The following is a 24,476-nucleotide window of genomic DNA, read 5'->3' as shown; positions in this document are numbered from 1 at the left end:
CTACGTCACGACCCGATCGGCGATATCGGATCGCACCATCGACGGCACGCTCGCGGCGAACTTCTTCAGATACGCGAGGATCCATTCACGCTGCGAGGCCAGGAACGGAAAGTCCGAGCCCACCATGTGCCGGACGGCGAGCATCGGCAGTGGGGCGTCGAGTGCCCGGAACGCGCTGTTCCGCAGCCCGGAGACCGTGCAACCCGGGTAGAACTGGCCGAGCATCAACCCTGCCAGCACGAAATCCGACTTTCGCTCGTTCTGCACGAGCTCGATCACCTCGTAGTCGGTGACGTCGGGAAATACCGCAACGACCGACCTGAGCGCGGCGTCCGGTCCGGAGACAGGCGAGAAGTGCGGAAAGAGCTCGGCGAGGTCGTCGGCGACATCCCGCATGCGCTGCGCGTCGACGGCACCCGGGACGAAGACCGCGTAGAACAGCCCCCGGCCGATCGACGGCGCGGCAAACGGGCAGACCGGCCCGCTCCGCCCCAGATCGTCGTGCGGACTGCACAGAAAATCGACTGCCCAGCGACGTAACTCCCCGGTACGGGGATGTTCGTCGTCCCGAACGTCGTCGAACACGCTCACCGGCTCGATGCCGGATCGGCGGCCACGGAGAACTCTGGTCTGGTCGGTCATCGCTGGCCTTTCCTGAGGTGGTCCACCAGGACCGGGGTGATCTGATCGAGCGCCCGCGTACCGGTCATGTCCCGGTGTGTGACGTCGAGGTGGTGTGTCTCGATGACCCCGTCGATGTGCGGTTGCCAGACCGCGACGGGGTCGGGCATCCGAACGGCAAGGGCGTCGGCGGATTCGAAGAACACGACGTCGGTGACGAGCCGGACTGCCGGCCGGTGCGCGGTTGCGAGGGCCACCGTGTGCGTGAACCCACGACGCAGGGCCTCGCGCCGGGCCGCGTCCACAGTCCCGGCGGGAACCACTGCCTCGACTTCGGAGTCGACGATCTCGGCGGTGGGCGCGGGGGACGCCTCGTCCGGAAGGTGGGTGTCGAGCATCGTGAGCGTCGCAACGAGATCTCCGCCTGCCGTGAGCTGCGCCGCGATCTCGTGGGCGATCTGTCCGCCTGCCGAGTAGCCGAGCAGGTGGTACGGACCGTACGGTTGCACCGATCGGATGCTCTCGACGTGGACGGCCGCGAGATCCTCGAGCGTGTCGGTGACGCACTGCGGATCGGTCAGCAGCGGCGACTGCAGCCCGTACACGGGCCGGTCGTCGATGCGTCGTGCGAGTCCCGCGAAGCACCAGGCGGTGCCCACAGCAGGATGGACACAGAACAGCGGCTCGCCCGCCCCGCTCGCACGCAACGGCAGCACTGCGTCGAACGAGTCGTCATCCGTCTGCGAGTCGGCGACGCGCCGTGCCAGGGAACCCGCGGTGGGATGCGTGAAGAGCCACTGCACCGGCACGGGGCGGCCGAACGACTCCGACAGTGACGCCACCACGGCCGTCGCACCGAGCGAAGTGCCGCCGAGGGCGAAATAGTCGTCGTCGATCCCGACTCGCGGGGTGCCGAGGCCGGCTGAGAAAGCGGTGACCACGATGTTCTCCGTGGCATCGCGGGGCGCCCGATACGCGCGGCGACCCGCGTTCGAGTCGGGAGTCGGCAGTGCCGCCCGGTCCAGTTTGCCGTTGGGAGTGACGGGGAGCGTGTCGAGCACGGTGAGCGTCGCGGGCACCATGTGAGGGGCGAGGCGCGCTTGGGCGTAGACGCGAACGTCATCGGCGACGAGACGCCCGCCGGGAACTGCGACGACATATCCATCGAGTCGGTCGCGGCGAACGGAGACCACTGCCCGGGCCACCCCGGGGGCATCGTTCAGCACCGATTCGATCTCACCGGGTTCGATCCGGAATCCGCGGACCTTGACTTGCAGGTCACTGCGGCCGACATAGTCGAGGGTGAGTGCGCCGTCGGCCGAACGGCGCCACCGCACGAGGTCGCCTGTGCGGTACATCCGCTCCCCCGGTTTACCGGAGGGATCGGCAACGAACCGGGACGCCGTTCCTGCGCGTCGGTTGCGGTAACCGCGCGCCACGGCGGGGCCGCTCACGTACAGCTCCCCCACCACGCCGGTGGGGACGGGGCGAAGCCGATGGTCGAGGACGAGTTCGGTGATTCCGCGGATCGGGCCACCCAGTTCGACGAGACCATCCACGACGAGGGGTGAGCCCGCGTTGGTCTGGATCGTGTTCTCGGCCGGACCGTAGGTGTTGATCATGTCGCGGCCCGGTGCCCACTGGGCCACGAGTTCGGGCGGGCACACTTCTCCCCCGACGACGACCGTGCCCAGATCCTCGAGTCCGGTGGGGGTGACGGTCGCGAGCACCGACGGTGTCAAAGCGACGTGCGTGACCCGTTCTCGGGTAAGTAGATCGGTGAGCTCGGTACCGCCGTAGACGGTGGGCGGCGCCACCACGAGACGGCCACCCGACCCGAAGGCCCACAACTGCTCGAGGATCGCCGCATCGAAACTCGGTGACGCGAAGTGCAGTACCCGCGACCGCGACCCGAGCGCGAACCTGGTGCGTTGTTCCTCGACGAAGTTCGACAGACCGCTGTGGGTGACCACCACTCCCTTGGGGGTTCCGGTCGATCCGGACGTGTACACGATGTAGGCCGCGTGGTCGGGGCGCAGCGGTGAACTGCGGTCGGCGTCGGTCACCGCGCGGTCGTGGTGAGTTGCGATGTGTGCGGCCTCGGCTGGGTCGTCGAGGACCAGCCATCGCCGGTGCGGCAGGTCTGCCTGCAGTCCCCCGCTGGTGATTCCGACGGCCACGTCGGAATCCTCGATCATGTGCGCGATCCGCGCGGCCGGGTACTTCGGATCGACCGCCACGTAGGCAGCACCGGTCTTCGCGACCGCCCACAGCGCCATCACCGACTCGACCGAGCGTGTCAACGCCACGGCAACTACGGTTTCGGGACCGGCTCCGAGTTCGATCAGTCTGCGCGCCAGACGATTCGAACGCGAGTCGAGGTCGAGATAGGTGAGGTGGTCGTCGCCGCATACCACCCCGACAGAGTCGCCCCCGATCGTCGCACCACGCTCCAGCAACCGAGGGAGGGTGAGCGCGGGCTCCATCGGCCCGCCCGAGACCGGCACGAGCTCCGCGCGTTCGGCCGAGTCCAGGATGTCGATCGCGCCGATCTCCCGGCCGGGCCGGGTGACGACCGCGTCCAGGACTCGCGTAAACGCCGCGGCGAATCGCTGCACTGTCGACTCGTCGAAAATGTCGGTGGCGTAACCGAACTCGGCTGTCATCGCACCTCCATCCCGCGGTTCCTCCACTGCGAGGTAGAGATCGCATTTGGCAACCGGCGGAGCCGCGTCGACGGTGTCGATCAGGAGGCCGGGCAGTTCGACGCGTGTGGGTGAGATATTTCGGAACTCGAGTAGTGCCTGGAACAGCGGGGTGTGCGAGGTCGATCGTGCGGGATCGACGGCCTTCACGACCTGGTCGAACGGCACGTCCGCGTGGTCGAAGGCATCGAGGTCTCGGGCGCGGGTGCGGTCGAGGAGTTCGTGGAACGACGCAGACGCATCGATGTCGGAGCGGAGCACGACCGTGTTGACGAACATCCCGACCATGACATCGAGTTCGGCCGCGCCCCGACCCGCCACGGGAGTGCCGACTGCCGATGTTGTCGCCCCGGTGAGGCGTTCGAGCAGGACCGCGAATGCCGCGTGCATCACCATGAACACGGTCGCGTCGTGCGCGCGGGCCAGGGCGGCAGCACCCGAGGCCAGTGCAGCGGGAATCTCGAACGGCACTGTACGGCCATGGTGGGTGCGTCGCGCGGGGCGGGGCCTGTCGACGGGAAGGTCGAGGAGTTCGGGGACGCCTTCGAATGTCCCCCGCCAGAAGTCGAGTTGCCGCGACACCGAGGATTGCGGATCGGTCGCGTCGCCGAGTCGTTCGAGGTGCCGCAGCGCGTGGTCGGTGTAGCGCGTAGGCAGCGGGGCCCACTCGGGGCCGTGCCCGCGCGCCCGGGAAGTGTAGGCAAGCATCGTGTCGCGAGCGAGGGGCAGTGTCGATGCGCCGTCGGCCGCGATGTGGTGCACGACCAGCACCACCACGTGCTCGACCGCCCCGACCTGCAGCAGCGCGGTGCGCACCGGAATATCGCGACTCACGTCGAACCCCTCGGACGCGAGTTCGCGAAGCGCCTCGAGCATGCCGTCTTCACCGGGTACGGGCACGGGTGTGAAATCGAACGCCGCGTGGTCGAGAACTTCCTGGTAGGGCCCGGAATCCGACACCGGGTAGCGGGTGCGCAGCGGTTCGTGTCGCGCGACGACGTCCGCGAAAGCCGCGTTCAGCGCATCGAGATCGAGCTCACCGATCACGCGCAACGCGATGGGAACGTTGTACACGGGCGACGCGGTGTCGACCTGGTTGACGATCCACATTCGCTGCTGAGCGGGTGCGAGCGGGATTCGCTCGGGGCGGGGCACGGCCGCGAGGGCCTCGGCGTCAGGCACAACGGTGTCTGCGCGGGCTGCGAGTTCTGCGACAACCGGTGCGTCGAACAGGTCGCGGACCCCGAACCGGACACCGAGCGCGGCATTGACACGGGCGACCGCGCGGGTCGCGCTCAGCGAATTACCCCCGAGGTCGAAGAAATGGTCGTGACGACCCACCCGCACCAGACCGAGGACCTCGGCGAACACCTCCGCGACCGCGCGTTCGGCGCTTCCCTCCGGTGCGACGAACTCGGTGGTCCCGGTACCGAACACCGGCTCCGGGAGAGCGTCGCGGTCGAGTTTCCCGACGGGGGTGACCGGAAGCGCGTCGAGCGGCGCGATCACGGCGGGCACCAGATGAGCCGGCACGCAGCCGCGCAGGTATGCGGTGAGCTCACGAGCGTCGGGTTCGCCCGAGCCCGGAATGACGTACGAGACCGGAACGACAACACCGGAAGGATCGGGGCGCCCGACCGTCACGGCCGCGGCAACGCCGGGATGCCGGAGCAGCGCTGCGTCGATCTCACCGAGTTCGACCCGGATCCCCCGGATCTTGATCTGGAAGTCGGAGCGGCCCACGTAATCGAGCACGAGGGTGTCGTCGGGCAGTCGCCTCCAGCGCACCACGTCGCCGGTCCGGTACATGCGTACGCCGTGGGGCGCTGCAACGAACCGTGTCGCGGTGAGCGCCCCGCGGTTGCGGTAGCCGCGCGCGAGCGCCGGGCCGGAGACGTACAGTTCCCCGGCCACACCGACGGGGACGGGACGCAAGTGGTCGTCGAGGACGGTTTCGGTGAATCCGCGGACCGGCCCGCCGATCGTCACGGGCGCATCGGCAACGAGTGTCGCAGCGTTCGACATGACGGTCGATTCCGTGGGCCCGTAGCCGTTGATCAGAGTGCGGCCGGGGGCCAGGCGTTCGACGAGTTCGTCCGGGCAGGCTTCGCCCGCCACGGCCAGCGTGTGCAGGGACCTCGGGAGTCGCGGCACCGTCGACAACACCGTAGGCGTGAGCACGGCGTGCGTGACATCGTGTCGATGCAGAATCTCTCCGAGTTCGTCGCCGCCCATCACGGTGGGCGGCACCACGACCAGACGCGCCGCACTTCCGGTCGCCCAAAGAATTTCGAACACGGACGCATCGAAGCTCGGAGAGGCGCAGTGCAGCACACGGGCGTCGAGGCGCCCACCGAAGCGGTCGCGCTGCTCGGCGACCAGGTCGGCGATGCCGCGATGGGTGACGGTGACGCCCTTGGGAATCCCGGTCGAGCCGGATGTGTAGATCAGGTACGCCGCTCCGTCGGAGTGCACAGCCGCAGGTGCGGACGCAGTGAGTTCCGTGGTGGGTAGGCCGTCCCTGAGTTCGAGCCATCGAACCCCGTCCGGCAGCGCCGCGCGGAACTCCGGTGTCGTCAGGCCCACCGCCACAGCCGAATCGGTGAGCATGTGTTCGATCCGTTCGGTGGGGTACGAGGGGTCGACAGGCACGAACGCTGCGCCGCTCTTGACCACCGACCACACCGCCACCACCGATTCGATCGACCGAGCGATCGCGACGGCCACGACTGTCTCCGGCCCGGCCCCCGAAACGCGAAGGGCGTGGGCGATCCGGTCCGAGGCAGCGTCGAGTTCGGCGTAGGTGACGGTGCGGTCCTCGCACTGCACCGCGACACCCTGCGGATTCGCGGCGACGGCGGCCGAGAGGACCTCGGGCATCGTCATGCCGGGCTCCCCCGCTGCGCCGCGGACAGCACCGGGCACGTCGATCGCCCCGATGCCGGTCAGCGGCGCATCCGACGACGCGGACACGAACGCACCGATGAGATCGACGAGCCGCGCATGGTGCGCTTCCGCTTCGTCGTCGGTGTAGCGGCCGGGGTTGGCGCGGACCTCGACGATCGTCTGCGGCGGATGGCCGGAGCGGTAGATATTGACCATGATGTCCGGCACCGGCCCCGCGGTGAGGATGTGGAAGTCGGCCGTGCAGGGCCCGAATCGCCATTCCCGGTCGAAGAGCATCACATTGACGACGGGCGACGAGATCCTGCGGGCAGCGGCGTCCGCGCCCAGCTCTCGAAGGATGTCCTCGACGTTTCCTCGCTGGTGCCGCAGCGCGCCGGTGAGTTCGAGCCGGATCCGGCCGACGAGAGTGCCCACGGTGTCATCCGTGCGAACCGACGCAAGCACGGGGACGACGTTGGCGAGCATGCCTCCGGACTGTCGCAGCACCGCGGTGGTGCGCGCGGACACGGGGATGTCGACCAGTACTTCCTTTCGCCCGGTGGTGCGCGCGAGGTGGCACGCAAATGCCGCGACGATCCGCGCGGCAGCGTCGGCTCCGGACGCCCCCAGCCGGTCGGCCGTGTCCTCGGTGAGCGCTGCACGGACGACCCTGCTGCGTACCGAGGGCGCTGCAACCTTGTCGGTGAGCGTGACTGCGGCCGACCGCATGTGGAGGCGCTCCGCCCAGTGGTTACGGTCCTGCTGGTGCCGGCGGGAGGCGTGGTACTCATCGTCGATCTGTTGCAGGGTGCGCAGGTCTGCGGCGCGATTCATCGGGGCTTCGCGGTTTTCGACCGCAGCGGTGTACAACTCGGCGACCCGATCGACCATCGTCGCGGCACCATGCCCGTCGAGCGCGATGTGGTGGATGCGCGTGTACCAGAAGTACCGGTCGTCCGCGACCTGAAGCAGAGCGGCTTCGGCGAGCGGGCCTTCGTTCAGATCGATTCCGGCAGTGTGGTTCTGATCCATCCACTTGCGTGCGGCCGCTGCCGGGTCGGGTGCCGCACGAAAATCGTGCACGTCCGATTCGGCATCGGGAGGCGGCGCGACCACCTGATGGGGTTCGCCGCCGATCTCGATGACGCGGAGGAACACCGATTGGAACTCGTGCGCGGCGACGAGCGAGACGCGGCGGAACACGTCGACGTCGAGCGGTCCACGGATGTCGACGTACTGTGCGATGCAAATCGGTACATGGGGCGCGAGCTGTTGGGCGAACCACAGCCCGCGCTGCGCGGGCGAGAGCGGAAATGGTTCGTGGACAACAGCAGTGGCGATAGCCATGAAATCACACCCAGGGTAGCGGCGAAGGCGGCGTCCATTCGTTCCGGACGGCCGAGATATCGGCTCCACTACTGTCCCGCGTGCACGACCTCGCAGATACGCACCCTAGGTGTCGGCCTTCGCCACCTATACCGTGCCGCTGGTAACGAGTCAGGGTGTGGGCGTCGATCCTCCCCACGTCGGGTCGACCTGCAATGCGCTGCGATAGTCAGCGATGAGCTCTCTGCACCAGCGTGATTGTGGGCGAAGGCACCGCAGCGTTCGGAACTCGCCATCCCAGCGGGGAGTTGGCACTTGCTTCGGTGACGTGTTGCATCGGCGCAATATCCTTTCCGTTGGCACGTGCGCCGGGGGGCCTACAGCGAGGAGCTATTGCAGTAGATCCTTCGCGATCCGTTCAATTCTGAGGACACCCTCGAACAGATCTTCGCCGATGCCGGCGCGCAGCTTGGCCTCGATACCCGCAGCGAGGTCATCGGCCTCCTCGATGGCCTTCGCTCCCAGCGTGGTCAGCCGTACCTCTACAAGCTTCTGATGCATCGGGGACGGTCGACGGCTGATGAGGCCCTTACTCTCGAGAGTGGACAACATCGTGCCGGTTGCCTGCGGGGTGCCCATCCCAGTTCGTGCGAGCTGCGCCGCAGAGGTTGGCTCGAGGTGCCTGATCGACAGGAGGGTCGCGTACTGCGGCACGGTGAGATCGAGCGGACGCAGCGCAGAAGCCTTCGCGTCGATGATCAGCCGTGCGATTCGCCGAATGTGGGTTCCGAGGCGGTCGTCGAGCACCTCGGATAGCGAGTTGTTGCCGGCCTCATTCGTCACGAATGCTTCTCCTCTATCTGCGCATACTTCGATGGATCAGGTTATTGTCTCCTCCGGGCATGCGCCAGTTCGCTTACCGCGCCGACAGCACGTTTCCACGCGCCGCCCTCGACGGTCCCAATCCGGCTGGTCCGAAGCCTGAACTCTCGGAGATGCAGCGCCGTAACCGAAACCGTATCAATATGACATTTCATAGAAAACTCTTGTTATATAACAACTAGTTGCTACCCTTCTCTCTGCCACTCGACGGAAGACGAAGCCAAAGATGCCCCCGCCACGAGGCGTGGGCGCACCACGACGACTCGCCCGTCGCTACTGAGGGAGGAGCTGCATGCCCATGACGATCGAATACCAAGCAGAGGAAATTGGCTACGAGGAGAGCAAGCGGGAGGTCGTCACCAACGAAGGGGTGCTGCGGTATCACGAGGCCGGCGACGGTCCGCCTCTGCTGCTGTTGCATGGCTCGGGGATCGGAGTCAGTGGATGGCGTAACTTCCGCGAAAACCTCACCGCGCTCGCGCAGCAGTTCCATTGCTACGTGTTGGAGTTTCCGGGGTTCGGTGTGAGTGATCCGGTGGACGGCCTCCCAGTCGTCACGGCCGCTGCGTCGGTGACTCGGTTCATGGATGCGGTCGGTATCGAATCTGCTGCGATCATCGGTAATTCGATGGGCGGGGTCGTTGGCGTCCAGGTCGCGATGCAGCATCCCGACCGAGTCACAAAGCTCATATCTATTGGCGGTGTCGGTCCGAACATTTTCAGCCAGGCTCCGAGTGAAGGCACTCGGCTGCTGCGGGACTTCGCTGACGAACCCAGTCGCGAGAAGCTGGTGAGATGGCTCAACTGCATGGTCTACGACCCTGCCGTGGTCACGGAGGAACGTATCGAAGAGCGGTGGGAGACAGCGAAGGACCCAGCTTCCCATAAGACACTTGCCGCGATGTACGGATCCCAAGCAGCTGCCGCGCAGCAGCGCGCGCTCGAGGCTTCCGATGCACCGCCGTATTGGTCGATGATGCGGAAGGTTCAGTGCCCGACCCTGTTCACCTGGGGGCTCGATGACCGGCAGTGCCCGCCCGACATGCCACTCGTGCCGCTTCGATTGGCACCCAATGCCGAGCTTCATATTTTCCCGAACTGCGGCCACTGGGTGATGGTTGAAGCCAAGGAGGCGTTCGAGCGCGTCGCGCTCGAGTTCCTGCTCCGCCGAGTGCTCTGAACGCCAACTTCGGCTGACTAGTTTCGTTCGGAAACGGACTCCTCGGCTTCGCCCTCGTCATCGCTCTCGCCTCCGCGGTTGCGCGCGTCGGACACCTTCGCAAGGCTTCGGCCCAGGACGCCGCCCACCGACTTGAGCGGGCTGTCGATCGAATCGAGTGCGTCGGCGATCTCAGGGTCCTCGTCGACGAGCCATCCTGCCGTATCGGCACGGCATGCCGAACGGAAATCTTCGAGGTCGTCTCGCAATCCTGCAAGTGTGCGCGTGGTTCGGGGCGAGGACAAACGCCTGACGACTTCGAGCGGAGTGCCCTCGGCGAGGCGGGCGAGTGCGCGGCGACCCCGGCGGAGTAGCTCTCCGTCCTGCTCGAAGTGCTCGGCGAGAAGGGTGCGTGCAGCACTGAGCACTTCGCTCAGTCGGTCCGGTTCAGCGGTACAGGCGCGTTCGATGCTCAGGCGCTGCCACATCGTCTCGGCGTCCTCGACCAGCACGAGCAGTTGCAACGCTTCCCCGAATCGACCTTCGTCGGCAAGGGCGAGCAATAACGCGACGTGCGCCGAGACGGGGATCTCGGGCTCGACCCGGTCGAGGTGCGCGACGGCGTATGCGCGGAGCCGCTGGACCGCGACGGACAGCAGCGGACCGAGTTCCGCGATCGCGGCCCATTCCTCCTCGGGAAGCGATCCACGATGATCGGCGATCGCGATCGCACGTGTCAGCGCATTGTGGTGGACGACGACGTCACCGAGATCGGGAGCGCCGGCGGCCGCCAAGACCTTCTCCACCATGTCGGGGTCGGCGTCCTCGCCTCTGAGCCGGACGATCGCGGCTTCGACCGATCCGACGGCACCCGCCAGCGCACGCACGATCGCATCCGCAGGGATCACGCCGGAAGAGTCGGGATTCGGCAGGTCGTTCATGTGCACCATCGTCCTACGAGGCACCCCCGATGCACCAGCCGGCCTCACACCTCACGACCGGGGACGATCCTGACCGCTGGGTACCCGTACCCATGCGCTCTCGAGCAACGAGACCACCTCGGCTTCGTGACGTGCACGGTAGGCGCTGAGGATACGGCGTGGGCGCGTCTCACCGTCGAGCCCGATTGCCGTCGCGAACGCCGCTGCGATGCCCGCCTCGGGCACGACCTCCGGCGTTGTGTAACCGATGAGTGCAAGCGCTTTACGGAGCGGATCTGCATTCGAGGCGAACGTGCGCAACGGCAGAACGTCGAACCGGCCGTCCGAGCGGAATTCGAAGAACAGCTCGCCGTACTCGTCGATACCGATCTCGTCCAGGAACCGACGCACCGACGCAAGTTGCGGAATCGGGCCGGTCCACCGCAGGACCTGGGGGCCGAGCCTCGACTTCAACACGGTCTCGGCACCGGGATCGCAGCCGACGATACCCGCGACGGCAGACGGAAGCGGTACCTCGGCGCCGCGGATGTGGTCGCGGGTGACGGGAATCCGCAGTCGCCAGTGTTCGTCGAGGCGGTACAGGCGTTTGGTGCGCTCAGGAGGCAGTGCGGGCACATGGGTGCGGCGTCGACGGCGCACACACTCGGTGACGACCTCGAAATCCCCGCTCGCCGCGAATATCCGCGCGGACGCATCGGAGATCGAAAACCGCTGGACCAGCGCTTCGGCCACCTTGTCGAGCTCGATCGAGCCGGCCGCTCCGTCGACGAGTCGCGCGATGCGCCTCCCGATCGCGGTGACGGGATCGGTCTCCCATTCGAGTAGGCCCCACAGTCCGTCGTCTTCGGTGACGGTGAACCGGTCGTCGTCGGAGAGTTCTTCGACAACGCTGTGAATATCGATGTTCGCGTCCATGCGGGCGACGAGCGTTTCGACGGAGAGCGGGTCGCCGACCACCTCGAGGATCTGCGCAGCGCGCCCTGCGACGGTGTCCTGGGGTGTGAGGATCCGGCCGTCGAACATGGTGGTTCCGCAGTGCGTGAGCCACGATTCGAACTCGTCGGCGGGCAAGTGCCAGATCGCTGCGACCTCTGCGGGTTGCACCACTGCGTTGGCGGATTCGAATTCGCCGAGCAACGCCCGGGTCTGCTTCTCCGCCTCGGCGAGGTCGGGCACGGCGATCCATCCGTCGGCGACGGTGCAGCGGTCGTCGAGCCGGTCGAGGACCTTCCACAGCGGCGCGTCGAGCCCTGGGACCACCTGCGCAAGCACGGGGCGATCGCGCACGATGCGGTGGAACGAGGCGACCGGTCGGACGTCGGTGCGCAACGCCGCCAGGAAGTCACCCACCGCGGTGCCGAACGGGAACGTCGACGGCTGGGACGCATCGACGTCGTCCTCATTGTGGATGCGACGCCGCAAGGTCTCGCGTTCGGCGGCGGGCAACGAGCCAACATAGTCGGCGAGTTCGGCCACCGGGTCGGCAGGCGCCCCCACAGGGAGATCTCGGGCGGCGACCGCCCCGAGGCGTGCGACCGCTTCCTGGATCTCCTCCGGAGCACCCGCGTCGAGGCCGATGCTGAGCAACGGTCGATCCCGCTGTCCGCACAGCGTCTGCCACCGGGCAACGGCAGCGAGGTCGTCGACGAGAAGTGCAAGCGCAGGAACAGGTGCTGCCGATTCTTCGGGAACGAGGGTTGCAGGGTCGCGAAGCACCGTGAGTACGAGAGCCGCGCAGACGATTTCATAGACTGCGTGGCTGTCTGCGCCCCGTACGTCGAACAGATCGGCGGGGCTGCGGCTGAACAGCTCCGCGGTGGTGGGGGCGTGCGGCAGACGCCCAATGATCGTCGCGGCCGACATCCCGAGATCGAGGGCGTCCACGGTTACTTCGACGGTGCGGATCAGGCCGTCCGCGAACCGCAGTTCGGGGTGGTCGGTGACGTAGATCCGGGACAGCTCCGCACACAGCTCCGGGATCTCGGTTTCGGCGGCGGTCTGCGCCGGTGACTGCGATTCCCACCAAGCCGGTGTCGGCGCGAGCGCAGTCAACGCTGCGGTGCGCGCAGAGCCGTAGCGATCGAGCCAGGGCATGAGCTCGAGCCAGGTTCGGTCGTCGAGTTCATCGACCGAAAGCGCACGTGACCACAGCGACACGAACCGATGCTCCTCTTCGACGTCCTGCGGGAACCGTCGCGGGTCCCTCCGTGCGGGACGTCCGTGAGGACGCCCGACCGCTCAGCATACCGATCGAAACCGCACTCTCGCAGACAAGCGCACGGGCGCGCAGCAGCGATCGAGCCCGGTGCGGTGCAGCCCCGCGACGTCGGGTCGACGTCAGGTCACCGCCGCGTCGCGGGGGGCTTCGTCGCCGGGCTCCCCTTCCACCACGTCCGCACGCAGACGTAACAGCACGAGCCCCGCGACCGAGGCAACGATGAGCGAGCCCACCGCCCCGTTCACATGCAAGGCATATACGGCGATCCCGGATCCGATCAGCCCAGCCAGCAGCGCACACCACAGCAACGCTTTCCCGAAGAACGCTCCCATTTCTCAAATACCTTCCGGCAAGTCCCCATCCAGGTCGCAACGATAGTGTCACCTGTCACAAAATCGGCAACACCCGGGCGGTGTGTCCCCAACTGGTGTACGAATCGCGGCGCGAGGATACTCGGCACGACAGGCGAGGAATGAGAGGCACGACGTGGATACACCCCCGAGCGGGCACGAGGTGATCCTGCGGGATGTGACGCTGCGCGACGGACTGCAGCTCACCGGCAAACTGCTCCCGACACAGCGCAAGGTCGAGATCGTGCGCGCTCTCCTCGCCGCGGGGATACCCGAGCTCGAGATCGGGTCGCTCGCACGCGCCGATCTGGTGCCGACGATGGCGAACAGTCTCGAGCTGGTGTCGGCGCTCACCGAGGAAGAACTGGACCGCTGCTGGATCTGGGTGGCCACCCCGCGACACGTGGAGAAGGCACTCGCTGCAGGAGCTCGGCGGTTCCAGTACTGCTTCTCGGTGTCCGATTCGCACAACCGCGCGAACATCGGCCGCGACACCGAAGACAGCCTCGCAGCGATGCCCGCCGCCGTGGAACTGGCCCACAACGCGGGCGGCAGCATCCAGCTTTGTCTGGCGACCTCGTTCACCTGTCCCTTCGACGGGCCGATCGACCCCGACCGCGTCCTCGAGATCGCGTGCGACCCGCGGGCCGACGGATCGGCCGACATCGTGGTCGCGGACACTCTCGGCCAAGCCGTCCCGCAGCAGGTCAGCGCGCTCGTCTCGCGCGTCCGCGCGGAGTCGCCGGACCGTCGGATCGTCTACCACGGCCACGACACGTGGGGCCTGGGCGTCGCGAACAGCCTCGCCGCTGCCGAAGCGGGTGCGAACGTCGTCGACGGGGCGCTCGGAGGGCTCGGAGGGTGCCCGTTCGCGCCCGGAGCAAGCGGCAACACCGCGAGTGAGGATCTGCTCTTCGCGACCCGCCCGTCGTGGCTCTCACCGGAGGTGTTCGCAGATATCGTCCGGCTCGGCGAGAACATCGTCGCCGAACTGGACGAACCCAATCGGTCCCGGGCCCGGCAGGGAGCGCGGTCGGAGGCCGAGGCGTTCGAGTGGGTCGTCCGCGCGTGAAGATCCTGATCGCACCCGACAGCTTCAAGGGCACCTACACCGCCGCCGAGGTGGCCGACTCGATCGCCGCGGGAGCGGTATCCGCGGGTCACGAGACGGTCTGCATGCCCCTCGCCGACGGCGGTGAGGGCACCCTCGACGTCCTCACGGTCCCGCTCGGTCTCGAACGTGTCGACGTCGACGCCGTCAACCCGTGGCGGGTGCCGTGCCACGGATTCTTCGGCCTGTCCCCCGACGGCACCGCCATCGTCGAACTCGCCACGGTCAGTGGAATCACCACCACGCACAACGGTGTTCGCGATGCCGTTACGGCAGACACGTACGGCACCGGGATGATCATGGCCGCGGCGGCGAAGCGCGGTGCGCGACAGATCGTCGTGGCCGCGGGCGGATCGGCCACCACCGACGGTGGCCTGGGAGCGCTCGCCGCGATCGACGACGCCGGTGGACTCGGCTCCGCCTCCGTCGCCGTACTCACGGATGTCACCACCCGATACACCGACGCCGCGCGGGTCTTCGGCCCGCAGAAGGGCGCCGATCCCGCAACCGTCGAGCTGCTGACGAGACGACTGCACGAGGCTGCCGAGGCATTGCCGCGCGATCCACGAAGAGTGGATGGGACAGGTGCTGCCGGCGGGTTTTCGGGAGGCATGTGGGCGGGTGTCGGCGCAACACTGCGCCCCGGTGCCGACTATGTGCTCGACGTCGTGAGATTCGACGAGTCGCTCGCAACCGCCGACCTCGTGGTGGTCGGCGAGGGACGACTCGACGGACAATCCCGCGCAGGAAAGATCATCTCGGCCGTCCTGGCGCGCAGCGGTTCGGTGCCCGTCGTCGCGGTAGTGGGGTCGGTCGGTGACGATCTCGGCGATTACCGGACGCGGTTCGCGGCGGTGATGGTGGCCTCCGACGCGGAGGCGATGCGAGCTGCGGGGGCCGCACTCTGCCCGCCCACGCCGAAGAGTCGCGCTAGCCGCGCATCGGACGCATAGAGCGCATCGAGGTCGAAGGTGGATGCCGAACTCAGCACCTCGTCCGCGCCTGTCTCCTCGACGAGTTTCTCGATCTGTTCGGCGACCTGGTCCTCGGTGCCGACGATCGCCGAGGCAGCGGTGTCGTCGAGGATCCGCTGTCGGCGCACCGTGACGGGGAGGTCGCGCAGTGACTCGAGCTGCATCAGCGGCGGGAAGTAGCCGCGCTCGCGGGAGAGTGCCATCGCCCACCCTTCCGGCAGCAACAGATCGGCGGCATCCGCTTCGGTGTCGGCTATGAGAATGTCGGCGCCGATCACCAGGTACGGCTCGGGATTTGCTTCGCTGGGTCGATAGTCGGCGCGATAACGTTCGAACGGTGCGGGCCCCTGCGTCAGGATCGGGCCCGCGACGACCGCCGGTAGCCCCAGACGCGCTGCCACCTGGAGGCCGGCGCCGGTCCCCAGCACGAACAGCGGCGGTGGTTGCGCCACCCGGGGCCTGATCGACACCGGCGCCGTGTCGTCGAGATAGGCGCGCAGTTCGTCGATATCAGCGGCGAAATCGTCCGGCTCGGCGCGGGTGGTGCGCAAGGCTTCGCGAATGGGCGTGGTGAAGCCGAGGGACCGCCCGACACCCAGATCGATCCGCCCCGGGTGCAGCGCCTCGAGCACGGCGAATTGTTCCGCGACGACGATCGGCTGATGGTTGGGCAGCATCACACCGGCCGACCCGACCCGGATGTGGCGCGTCCGATCGGCGATGGCCTGGATCAGCAGGGCCGGGGCGCCGGAGGCCACTCCCGGCACCGCATGATGTTCCGCGACCCAGAACCGTTGGTATCCGGCCGCTTCAGCGAGTTCCGCGCGGTACAGAGTCTGGCGTAGTGCGGACGCGTCGTCCTGCCCCTCCCGTGTGCGGGAGCGGTCCAGCAGCGACAGCGCAACATCCATGTGGGATATCAACGCCCCGCCGTGCAGCGATCATCCCGGGCGACCGATCGGCCGTGGTCAGGGCGCCGGATCGTCCGGTGGGTCGCAGGGCGGCGTCGGCTCCGCAGTAGGTTCCGGGGCCGGGCTCGGGGCGGGATCGGAGCCGCGTGCGGGCCACGACGCCGGCTGCGCCGCGCCGCACGGATCGCTGCCCGGTGATGCCGGGGTCCGAGTTGCGCCGGCATCGTCCGGACTGCCCGCGTTGCGGGGATCGGAGTGCGGTGCGTCCCGATCCCACAGTTGCGGGGTGTCCGTTCCAGGCGTGGAGTCGGTGGTGCCGAGCACCTCGCTTCGTTCCGCGGACCCGCCCGGCCCTTCGGAACCGCTCCGATCTTCGAACCCGCCCATGGCGAGGGCCAGCCCCCCACCGAGCATCGCGACGAGAGCGACGACGACGAACAGGAGGACGAGGTTTCGATGGATCGACGCCGTACCTGCCGCAGCAGCAGCAGCGGGCTGCACTCGGCTACGACGCGCGGCGACAAGGGCGGCTCCCGTCGCGCGGTGCCACGGCACACCGTGCGGAGTCACGAACGGAACACCGAGGATCGTGGAGAGTTCCCGGGCCGGCACCGCGTCGCCGGGGCGCAGGTCGAGGAATACCAGCGCTGCCGGGGAGACGCCGGCCCTGGCAAGTGCTTCATCCACGGTGTCGGGCAGGGCGTCGGGTGCGCCGGTGAGGTCGTCGCCGCGCACGACCGACGAGAGCACCGTCCGGGGTCGGGTGTCGACGATCGACACGGACTCGACACCGCCGGTACGGGTGTGGAGTGCCAGGACAGGTGTGCCGGTGAGTTCGGGTGCGCCCGCCAAGTATGCGAGGCGTGCGACGTCGAGTGGGACCACTTCGACGGGTGCCTCGCTCACCGCGCGGACAGCATTCGCGACCGAATCGGTGTCGGCGGCAGCGTCCGGCAACTCGACGAGACCGATCATGCCGACAGTCAGCGATGCGTTCTCGGCCCGCTGCGCCATCGAGGTCACGGCCCGCGCGACGGCGTCGGCCGCCGATCCCTCCGGTTCGGCTGCCCAGCGCTGCGAATCGAAGGGGCCGAGCTGCGGAACGTCGGCGTCGACAAGAACCGCGGAGACTTCACCGTCATCGACGGCTACGCCGAGCACAGGGCGCATCGTCACCGCCTCTTCGCCAAGATCGACACGGACTGCACGAGCCTAGCCGAACTCGACCCTCAGATCCGGTAACACCCGACGGTCAGTCCGACGATCGCTGCCACATAGCTGCCGAAGGTGATGTAGGAGCCGTCGGCTGCGAACATCCGCATCGAGAAGCCTGTGTCGGGTGGAAGGACGTGGCGTCCGTGGAAGCCCGCGCGGGCGGCGGTGCGTTCGAACAGGTCCGCGGCGCGCTGCAGATCGGCGACGGGCACGGGCTGCGAGCTCCCCTGAATAGGCAGATGCACCGACATCCCGTGTGTGCCGTCGGCGAGGGTGCACCCCGCGTTCGTGCGCGCGTACTTCTCGGAGAATTCGAGGTCGGGGAACTCCTCGGAAAGTGCATCCATGACGTCGTGCTGGACTTGGAGGTAGTACTCGACCGCGGCGCCGCTGTCATCGGCGACCGGCTCGGGGACAGCGCGGGGGCTCGCTGTCGCGCATCCGGTCGTTGTCAGCAGCGCCGCTGCAGCAATGCATACGTGGAGAACAGAAATCTCGCTCATCGGACACCCCGTTCGTCGGCGGTGCCTGCGATGACGACCGCGATGTTGTAGGTACTCATGGAACCGGGCGTCAGATAGGAGCTGTGCCCTACAGAGGCGGTACGCGGGTCTCCCGAAAGGTCTTCTCCCGCATCGCTGGACAGACGGGTCAAACCCGGGATTCGACTGGGATCCCCACCGAAGATTCCGGTATCGGCGATGAGGTCCTCGTCCGCTTCGATCAAGTACATCGACCCCGGAGCCATGCCGAGTGTGTCGAGGTCGGAGGTGCCGAGTCCGGCAGCGCCGACGAAGACCGCCCTGCCGGCCTCCGCGCCCTGCTGCAACGCAAGACTCGTCACGAGCGCTCCGTACGAATGACCGATCGTAGTCACGTTCGGTGGCGAGTCGGGGCGAGATGCGTCGAGTCCGTCGAGGAAGGTCGCCAAGCGCGGTGCGGCCAGCGTCGCAGACAGATCCGAGACAGGACTGCGTTCGGTGAATGCGAGGCCCCAACCGAAATGCGGTGCCTGGTAGTTCATCCAGGTGACCGCTGCGACGGACTCGGACCCTCGGTCGACACGCCCGAGTTCTCGTTGCGCTTCGTCGCGCAGACCGGACACCTGCTGGTCGTAGCCGTGGAGATTGCCTTGCACGGTCGATCCTGCGCCCGGGGTGAAAACTGCGATGTGGTCGGCGGTATCGATGTCGCCGACCGCAACCGCGGCCATCGCCTCGCGACCGGACATGTCGAGCGCAAGCAGCCGACGATCGTCCAGTGCGAGTGTGCGGTCTATCGCATCGAGTGCGTCGAGTTTGTTCAGGGTCTGCTCGAGCCCCGCATCGGCATTGGAGAGTAAACCACCGAACAGATTGCCCGCCAGCTCGTCTTGAAGTTTCAGGGCAACGCCCGTCAATCGTTCACGTTCGATTCCGAGCAGGGCTCGGTTCGCGAGGTCGCGGACTTCGGCGGGTACTCCGTCGAGACCGCCGATCCGTTCCGGGTATTCGGTGAGCAGCACGGCGCGGTCGGAGGGAGTGAGGCCGTTCCACCAGGCGGCGACCTGTTCCGGATCGGCTCCGGGACCGGGCACTGGCCCGATCTCGGGGAATCTTGTCGAGACATGGACGAATTCCGTTGCGGATACCGAGCCTTCCTCCGGAAAGACCCGCGAGAGCATAGATGCCGCTTCATCGGCGAGTTTTTGTGCGCGAAGAAGCAGGGCGTCGAGTTTCGCCCGCAGTATATTGCGGTCTGCGTCGGGTGCAACTCCGGCACGACCTGGCACCTCGGTGAGTGCACCGTCCAATCCGATGACGAGGCCGCGTTCGTCCGCCCAGGCGTATGCCGCCACGAGTTCGGCATGCAGAGCGCGCAGTTGCGGAACCACCCAGGCTGCGCACGCAATCACTCTGCGGTACGAATCAGACTGAACGCCAACCGCATCGATGAACGACTGCGATGAGATCACCGCGGCGTCCGCGGCGTCACCGGTCCAGGCACCCCCGAGCGTGACAACTCGGCGGATATCACCGGCGATGCGGTCCAGTTCCTCGGCACTCTCGCCGAGGTGGGTTCCGAGACTTTCCAATGCGTCCGGATCCCACCCTGCCAGATCGCGCAGATTCATGTCGTTTCCACCCCCTGTTGCGAAAGCATAGGGGGCACATACGACTACCGGCCCGGGGAGGGGTCCCCGGGCCGGTATCTGTGGATGAATCAGTTGCCTGTGGACAACCTTTCGCTATACATCGGCGATGGCCTCCAGCGGCGGGGTCTTCGCGGCTCGGTGTCCCGGCCACAGCGCGGCCAGCACGCCCACCACGCCGGAACCGATGAGCATGCCCACGACCTGGCCCCAGGGCACCGAGATCCGGTCGAGTCCCTGATCGGCGAGGGTGCTCACGAATGCCCAGCCGAATACCAGCCCCAGCACGAGACCGACGACGGCGCCGAACACCGCAATGAGCAACGACTCGATGTAAATGGTGCGTCTGACCTGTGCACGTTGCATTCCGACAGCGCGCAGCATGCCGATCTCGCGTCGCCTCTCGACGACCGACAATGCGAGTGTGTTGACGATGCCGAGGATCGCGATGACGACAGCGAGTGCGAGCAGTCCGTAGAGGATCGCGAGGAGCATGTCGATCTGCTGGGCCTGTTGCCCCTTGAACTGCTCGCGGTCCATCACCTGGACGATGACGAGGTCCTTGGTGGCGTCCTCGAGTCCCGTCCGGATGGACTCCGGATCGGCTCCGGCTGCGGTGTTGACGAGCACGACCTGCGCCGATCGCGACGCCACCGGGGTGAACTGTTCGTACAGTTCCGTCGAGACGATCCACGGACCGATGAGTTGATTGTCCGCATAGATCCCGACGACGCTGGTATCGACCGTCTCGCCGTCCTTGCTCGTGAGCGGCACCGTGGTGCCGAGCTGCCAGCCGTTGTCCGACGCGGCGCTCTCCGACACGACCATCTGGTTGCCCGTGACGGCGTCGGTGCCCTCCTTCATCTCCAGTGTGAGGACGTCCTGGATGGAACCACCCGTCACCGCTGTCCCGTACGCGGGCTCATCGTCGATCGTCGCTTGCACGCCGTGCGAGGACACCACTTCCACGACCCCGTCGACACCGCGTGCGGCGTCCTCGGCCGCGATCGGCAGTCCGAACATCGGTGGCCCGGTGAGCACGAACTCGGATTTCACGCCGGTGTCGACGAGCGCGTCGACGCTTGCTTTCGCGGACGAGCCGAACACACCGATGACGGACACGAGCATCAGGCCGAGTGTCAGGGCGAAGGCAGTCGCAGCGGTGCGACGCGGGTTACGGGTCGCGTTGGTACGGGCCAAGCGCCCGACCGCGCCGAAGGGCCGCGCGAACACCGCACCGAGAACCTTCACGACGGGTCGCGACAAGGCAGGTGCCGCGAACAGTACGGCGAGGATGAGCGCGAACGCGCCCAGACCGACAGTTGCGGCGGCGCCGCCTCCGGCGCGTTGCGCGCCGACCGCGACGAGCACGGCACCTGCAACCGCGGCGACCACCCCGGCGATCGTGCGGATCTTCAGAGACTCCACGGATGCGGTGGATTCCTCGCGCATCGCGGCAACCGGCGGCACGTGCATGGCGCGCCGCGCCGGCGCGTAGGCACTGACGACGGTGACGATGACACCCACGAGCAGCGCGACGATCACGGTGCGCGGCGACAATTGCAGCGGACCGGACGGGAGCCCGAGATCCGCGGCATTGAGCGCTGCGCGGAGTCCGTACGCGAGCGCAACACCGGCTGCGATCCCGATCGCGCTGCCGATGACACCGACGACGAGCGCTTCGAGAGTGACCGACCGCCCGACCTGCTTACGGCTCGCGCCGATGGCACGCAGCAAAGCGAGTTCGCGTAGTCGCTGGGCCACGATCATGGAGAACGTGTTGTAGATGATGAACGTGCCGACGAGCAATGCGATGGCGCCGAAGGCGAGCAGGAAGTAGTTGAGGAAGCTCAATGCTTCGGACACCTGATCCTGGGTTTCCTCGGTGACTTCGGCGCCGGTCTGCACCTTCATGTCGGGCAACGCGGCAGCGACCTCGTCACGCAGCGCTTCCGGACTCATCGAACCGTCGCCGACGACGTCGAGGAACTGGACGTGCTTGCCGTCGGTGAACAACTGGCTCGCCTGCTGCTCGGTGAACAGCGCACCGATGTATCCACCGGTGTCGGTGTCGAGGTCGTAGATTCCGCTCACCGTGACGGGAACCATGCCCTGAGACATGGTCAGGACCTTCGTCGCGTCGCCGATCGCCAGGTCGCCGCGTTCGGCCGCGCTCGTGTTGAGCGCGATCTGCCCGACTTCAGCAGGCGGTGTGCCTTCGGTGAACTGCAAGGGTTCGCCGACCGTTTCCTCGGGCGGGAACCACGCGGAGCCTTCTGCCGGTGCGCCACCGGTCTGGATCGCGGCGCCGTCGGAGCCGAGCACGATGAGCCCGCCGCTGATCGTCGGCGCCGTGCGTTCGACGCCGCCGAGGGCGTCCACCCGGCCGATGTCGTCGACGGGGACACCGCTCGAGCCGAATTCTTCGCTGCTGACACGGACGTCGACGCCCTTGGCGACATCACCGAAGATGTCGTCGAATGTGCGTTGGAGGGTGTCGGTGAACACGAACGACCCGGTGATGAAGGCGGTGCCGAGTACCACCGACAGCACCGTCAGAGCGAGCCGCACCTTGTGTGCGGCGAGGTTGCGCAGCGCAACCTTGCGGATGGGATTCCCACTCATGGTCGCCGGCTCCTACTTCGCTGCGCGGGCGGTGGCGGCGGTATCGAATTGCTTCATGCGGTCGAGTACCGATTCGGCGGTCGGGTCGCGCATCTCGTCGACGATGCGGCCGTCGGAAAGGAATACGACGCGGTCGGCGTATCCGGCTGCCCGCGGATCGTGGGTGACGATCACGACGGTCTGCTCGAACTCGTCGACCGCGGCACGCAGGATCGACAACACTTCGCCGGACGAGTGCGAGTCGAGGTTGCCGGTGGGCTCGTCGCCGAAGATGATCTCCGGCCTGCCTGCCAGCGCACGCGCACACGCGACACGCTGTTGCTGGCCCCCGGACAGTTCGCCGGGCTTGTGGTCGAGACGGTCCCCGAGCCCGAGCCTGCCGACGACGGTGTCGAGCCATTCGCGGTCCACCTTGCGGCCTGCGATGTCGAGCGGCAGCGTGATGTTCTCGAGCGCCGTCAGTGTGGGCACGAGGTTGAACGCCTGGAAGACGAAGCCGATGCGGTCGCGACGCAGCTGCGTCATGGCTTTGTCGGAGAGCGTCGTGAGGTCGGTGTCGCCGATGAGCACCGCGCCGGACGTCGCACTGTCGAGTCCGGCAAGGCAGTGCATCAGGGTGGACTTGCCGGATCCGGACGGGCCCATGATCGCGGTGAACTCACCGGCAGCGAAATCCTCGGTCACACCGTCGAGGGCGTGAACAGCGGTTTCACCTGTTCCGTAGATCTTCTTCAGGTTCTGGGCTCGGGCAGCGGGGGCCGAATGCGATGGCATGCGCACCATCCTTCCCCGTCATGCTTCGACGCACCATCGGGGACTCCCCTGATTTTGCGATCGCGCCCATCAGGGAGGTCAGCTCCAGCGCGCCTGGCCACCGTCGAGGGGGATGGTGGCGCCCGTGAGATAGCGGGCGTCGTCGCCGACGATCCATACCACGGCTCGTCCGATGTCTTCCTCGCAATCACCGATACGACGCAGCGGGATGCTCTTGATGAACTCTGCAGCTTCCTCTGGCCGGTTCTCGGTCCACCACTGCAATCCCGGCGACATGGCGTGCGGTGCGACCGCGTTGACCCGGATGCCGTCGACACCCCATTCGGCGGCGGCGGCCCGCGTGAGGCTGCGCAGTGCTTCCTTGACGGAGGCATATCCCCCGTAGCCGCTCATGTCCCACCGCACTGCGGCCGAGGACACCATGTTGACGATCGATCCGCCGCCACGCTGCTTCATGATCGGATGCACTGCCTGCATCGCGTGGAGTGATGCAATGGGCCCGGATGCGTAGGCCTTCGTCATCAGTTCGGGCGTCAGGTCGAGGACCGGTCCGAGCGGGTTCAGGCTCGCGTTGTTGACAAGGATGTCCACTCCCCCGAGCTTGTCCACGGTCTGCTCCACCGCAGCGCCGATCTGCTCGGTATCGGAGATGTCGCACACGATCGGTTCGGCGACGCCCCCGAACCCACGGATGCTCTCGACCGTGTCGACGAGTTTCGACTCCGTTCGGCCGGTCACCGCGATGGCGACTCCTTCCCGCGCCAATGCGAACGCGACGCCCTGCCCTACGCCCTGTCCTGCTCCGGTGATGAACGCGACCTTGCCGGCCAATGTGCCCATGCGGCGACCTCCCTGTCTCGGAACCCGCATGGAAGCAGACCTCACAACTTTCGGGCGTCCGCCGGTCCTGCTCACCGGAACACCGACAGCGACAATCGCCTACGCTCTACCCGACACCTGGACCGAGCCGGTCCGCGAGCACCACGAGCGAGGACAGCATGAGCGAGCACAACCACGACGGCCACGATCACGGCCAGGGCACCATCGCCGCCGAGCCGCTCCGTATCGACGGCGCGCTTGCCATCGCGACCGAGGAGTACACGCAACTTCGCGACTTGGCCATCCGTGCGCTCACCGAGCTGCTCGGCAGCGCGCCGGAAACCGATGAGGACGGCGACATCGCAATTCCTGTCCACGGATTCGGTGTGTATGTGACGGTCGCGGAGGACGGCCCACAGCTGCACATCTGGTCGTCGCTGCTCGGTGAGCTCGCCGACCGTTCCAAGGCCGCCGATCAGCTGGCCGACCTGTCGGGTGAGTGGGCGCGGCTGCGTTTCACCATCCAGGACGGGCACCTACTCGTCTCCACGATCCTCGACGCCGATCCGTTCGCGCCGCAGCACCTGATCAACCTGATCGACGAGATCCACGACCTCACACACGAACTCGACGACGATTTCGCAGCGCGATTCGGTGGTGTCCTCGACTGCGACGCCGACGACATCTCGTATGCCGGGCCGTGCGGTGGCGGCGGCTGCGGTGACGGCTGCACGTGCGGTCACGGCGACGACGAGGCCGGCGACCTGGGTGCGGATATCCCGGTCGGACGTCCCGAAGCGTAATCACCCGGGGCACTGCGGTTCGGCG

The 24,476-nt window shown here is 67.1% G+C and carries 16 protein-coding genes and 1 pseudogene; 4 read left to right on the top strand and 13 right to left on the bottom strand.

What is annotated here, in order from left to right; all coding sequences use genetic code 11:
- From ACSYG9_RS18040 to ACSYG9_RS18030, 3 genes are all read right to left on the bottom strand, one after another.
- On the bottom strand, positions 1-642 hold the full coding sequence (locus ACSYG9_RS18040; RefSeq protein ID WP_440123826.1) for a DUF6875 domain-containing protein: 642 nt from the start codon (positions 640-642) through the stop codon (positions 1-3).
- Positions 639-7,559, bottom strand: a complete 6,921-nt coding sequence (locus tag ACSYG9_RS18035) for an amino acid adenylation domain-containing protein (RefSeq protein ID WP_454839382.1) — start codon at positions 7,557-7,559, stop codon at positions 639-641. Before ACSYG9_RS18035 ends, ACSYG9_RS18040 begins: the two co-directional genes overlap by 4 nt.
- 369 nt (positions 7,560-7,928) lie before the next feature.
- Positions 7,929-8,381: a MarR family transcriptional regulator gene (locus tag ACSYG9_RS18030; RefSeq protein WP_440123824.1), complete on the bottom strand. Its 453-nt coding sequence runs from the start codon at positions 8,379-8,381 to the stop codon at positions 7,929-7,931.
- A 331-nt stretch (positions 8,382-8,712) separates the two neighbouring features.
- Between ACSYG9_RS18030 and ACSYG9_RS18025 the strand changes: the two genes are divergently transcribed.
- Positions 8,713-9,600, top strand: coding sequence for an alpha/beta fold hydrolase (locus tag ACSYG9_RS18025; RefSeq protein ID WP_440123823.1), 888 nt, complete (start codon positions 8,713-8,715; stop codon positions 9,598-9,600).
- Positions 9,601-9,617: 17 nt separating this feature from the next.
- Here ACSYG9_RS18025 and ACSYG9_RS18020 read toward each other — a convergent pair whose 3' ends face one another.
- The 3 genes from ACSYG9_RS18020 to ACSYG9_RS18010 form a co-directional block, all read right to left on the bottom strand.
- Complete coding sequence (locus tag ACSYG9_RS18020) at positions 9,618-10,520, bottom strand: hypothetical protein (protein ID WP_440123822.1); 903 nt, start codon at positions 10,518-10,520, stop codon at positions 9,618-9,620.
- A 51-nt stretch (positions 10,521-10,571) separates the two neighbouring features.
- On the bottom strand, positions 10,572-12,677 hold the full coding sequence (locus tag ACSYG9_RS18015; RefSeq protein ID WP_454839380.1) for a hypothetical protein: 2,106 nt from the start codon (positions 12,675-12,677) through the stop codon (positions 10,572-10,574).
- A 180-nt stretch (positions 12,678-12,857) separates the two neighbouring features.
- On the bottom strand, positions 12,858-13,070 hold the full coding sequence (locus ACSYG9_RS18010; protein WP_440123820.1) for a hypothetical protein: 213 nt from the start codon (positions 13,068-13,070) through the stop codon (positions 12,858-12,860).
- A gap of 181 nt (positions 13,071-13,251) precedes the next feature.
- Here ACSYG9_RS18010 and ACSYG9_RS18005 point away from each other — a divergent pair, with 181 nt between their 5' ends.
- Together ACSYG9_RS18005 and ACSYG9_RS18000 are read left to right on the top strand one after the other, a co-directional pair.
- Positions 13,252-14,160: a hydroxymethylglutaryl-CoA lyase gene (locus tag ACSYG9_RS18005; protein ID WP_440127704.1), complete on the top strand. Its 909-nt coding sequence runs from the start codon at positions 13,252-13,254 to the stop codon at positions 14,158-14,160.
- The gene (locus tag ACSYG9_RS18000; RefSeq protein ID WP_454842993.1) at positions 14,157-15,152 is read left to right on the top strand and encodes a glycerate kinase; all 996 of its coding nucleotides are present in this window, start codon (positions 14,157-14,159) and stop codon (positions 15,150-15,152) included. The genes ACSYG9_RS18005 and ACSYG9_RS18000 overlap by 4 nt, the downstream gene beginning before the upstream one ends.
- On the opposite strand, the pseudogene ACSYG9_RS17995 reads toward ACSYG9_RS18000, so the two are convergent.
- The 7 genes and pseudogenes from ACSYG9_RS17995 to ACSYG9_RS17965 form a co-directional block, all read right to left on the bottom strand.
- Positions 15,122-16,084: pseudogene (locus tag ACSYG9_RS17995) on the bottom strand (MsnO8 family LLM class oxidoreductase); the annotation flags it as partial. The gene ACSYG9_RS18000 and the pseudogene ACSYG9_RS17995 overlap by 31 nt on opposite strands.
- 57 nt (positions 16,085-16,141) lie before the next feature.
- Positions 16,142-17,254 (bottom strand): hypothetical protein, encoded by a 1,113-nt coding sequence (locus ACSYG9_RS17990; protein WP_454839378.1) that lies wholly within the window; start codon positions 17,252-17,254, stop codon positions 16,142-16,144.
- 59 nt (positions 17,255-17,313) lie between these two features.
- The gene (locus ACSYG9_RS17985; protein WP_440123818.1) at positions 17,314-17,802 is read right to left on the bottom strand and encodes an LppA family lipoprotein; all 489 of its coding nucleotides are present in this window, start codon (positions 17,800-17,802) and stop codon (positions 17,314-17,316) included.
- The gene (locus ACSYG9_RS17980; protein WP_454839376.1) at positions 17,799-19,412 is read right to left on the bottom strand and encodes an alpha/beta hydrolase; all 1,614 of its coding nucleotides are present in this window, start codon (positions 19,410-19,412) and stop codon (positions 17,799-17,801) included. The genes ACSYG9_RS17985 and ACSYG9_RS17980 overlap by 4 nt, the downstream gene beginning before the upstream one ends.
- Before the next feature lie 114 nt (positions 19,413-19,526).
- Positions 19,527-22,055: an ABC transporter permease gene (locus ACSYG9_RS17975; RefSeq protein ID WP_454839374.1), complete on the bottom strand. Its 2,529-nt coding sequence runs from the start codon at positions 22,053-22,055 to the stop codon at positions 19,527-19,529.
- Between the two features lie 12 nt (positions 22,056-22,067).
- On the bottom strand, positions 22,068-22,829 hold the full coding sequence (locus ACSYG9_RS17970) for an ATP-binding cassette domain-containing protein (protein WP_440123815.1): 762 nt from the start codon (positions 22,827-22,829) through the stop codon (positions 22,068-22,070).
- Positions 22,830-22,907: 78 nt separating this feature from the next.
- Entirely contained in the window at positions 22,908-23,669 is a 762-nt protein-coding gene (locus ACSYG9_RS17965) for an SDR family oxidoreductase (RefSeq protein ID WP_440123814.1), read from the bottom strand.
- A gap of 158 nt (positions 23,670-23,827) precedes the next feature.
- On the opposite strand from ACSYG9_RS17965, the gene ACSYG9_RS17960 reads away from it, so the two are divergent.
- The gene (locus ACSYG9_RS17960) at positions 23,828-24,451 is read left to right on the top strand and encodes a T3SS (YopN, CesT) and YbjN peptide-binding chaperone 1 (protein WP_440123813.1); all 624 of its coding nucleotides are present in this window, start codon (positions 23,828-23,830) and stop codon (positions 24,449-24,451) included.
- Positions 24,452-24,476: the final 25 nt, after the last annotated feature.

Source organism: Rhodococcus sp. SJ-2, assembly GCF_053750035.1.
Note: the sequence above shows the minus strand (reverse complement) of the source record. Positions and strands in the feature narration are given on the sequence as shown.

Coding starts and splice junctions, on each gene's coding strand:
- ACSYG9_RS18040 (WP_440123826.1), bottom strand. CDS start 642: ATGACCGACCAGACCAGAGTTCTCCGTGGCCGCCGATCCGGCATCGAG.
- ACSYG9_RS17970 (WP_440123815.1), bottom strand. CDS start 22,829: ATGCCATCGCATTCGGCCCCCGCTGCCCGAGCCCAGAACCTGAAGAAG.
- ACSYG9_RS18020 (WP_440123822.1), bottom strand. CDS start 10,520: ATGAACGACCTGCCGAATCCCGACTCTTCCGGCGTGATCCCTGCGGAT.
- ACSYG9_RS17960 (WP_440123813.1), top strand. CDS start 23,828: ATGAGCGAGCACAACCACGACGGCCACGATCACGGCCAGGGCACCATC.
- ACSYG9_RS18035 (WP_454839382.1), bottom strand. CDS start 7,559: ATGGCTATCGCCACTGCTGTTGTCCACGAACCATTTCCGCTCTCGCCC.
- ACSYG9_RS17975 (WP_454839374.1), bottom strand. CDS start 22,055: ATGAGTGGGAATCCCATCCGCAAGGTTGCGCTGCGCAACCTCGCCGCA.
- ACSYG9_RS18010 (WP_440123820.1), bottom strand. CDS start 13,070: ATGGGAGCGTTCTTCGGGAAAGCGTTGCTGTGGTGTGCGCTGCTGGCT.
- ACSYG9_RS17965 (WP_440123814.1), bottom strand. CDS start 23,669: ATGGGCACATTGGCCGGCAAGGTCGCGTTCATCACCGGAGCAGGACAG.
- ACSYG9_RS17985 (WP_440123818.1), bottom strand. CDS start 17,802: ATGAGCGAGATTTCTGTTCTCCACGTATGCATTGCTGCAGCGGCGCTG.
- ACSYG9_RS17990 (WP_454839378.1), bottom strand. CDS start 17,254: ATGCGCCCTGTGCTCGGCGTAGCCGTCGATGACGGTGAAGTCTCCGCG.
- ACSYG9_RS17980 (WP_454839376.1), bottom strand. CDS start 19,412: ATGAATCTGCGCGATCTGGCAGGGTGGGATCCGGACGCATTGGAAAGT.
- ACSYG9_RS18025 (WP_440123823.1), top strand. CDS start 8,713: ATGCCCATGACGATCGAATACCAAGCAGAGGAAATTGGCTACGAGGAG.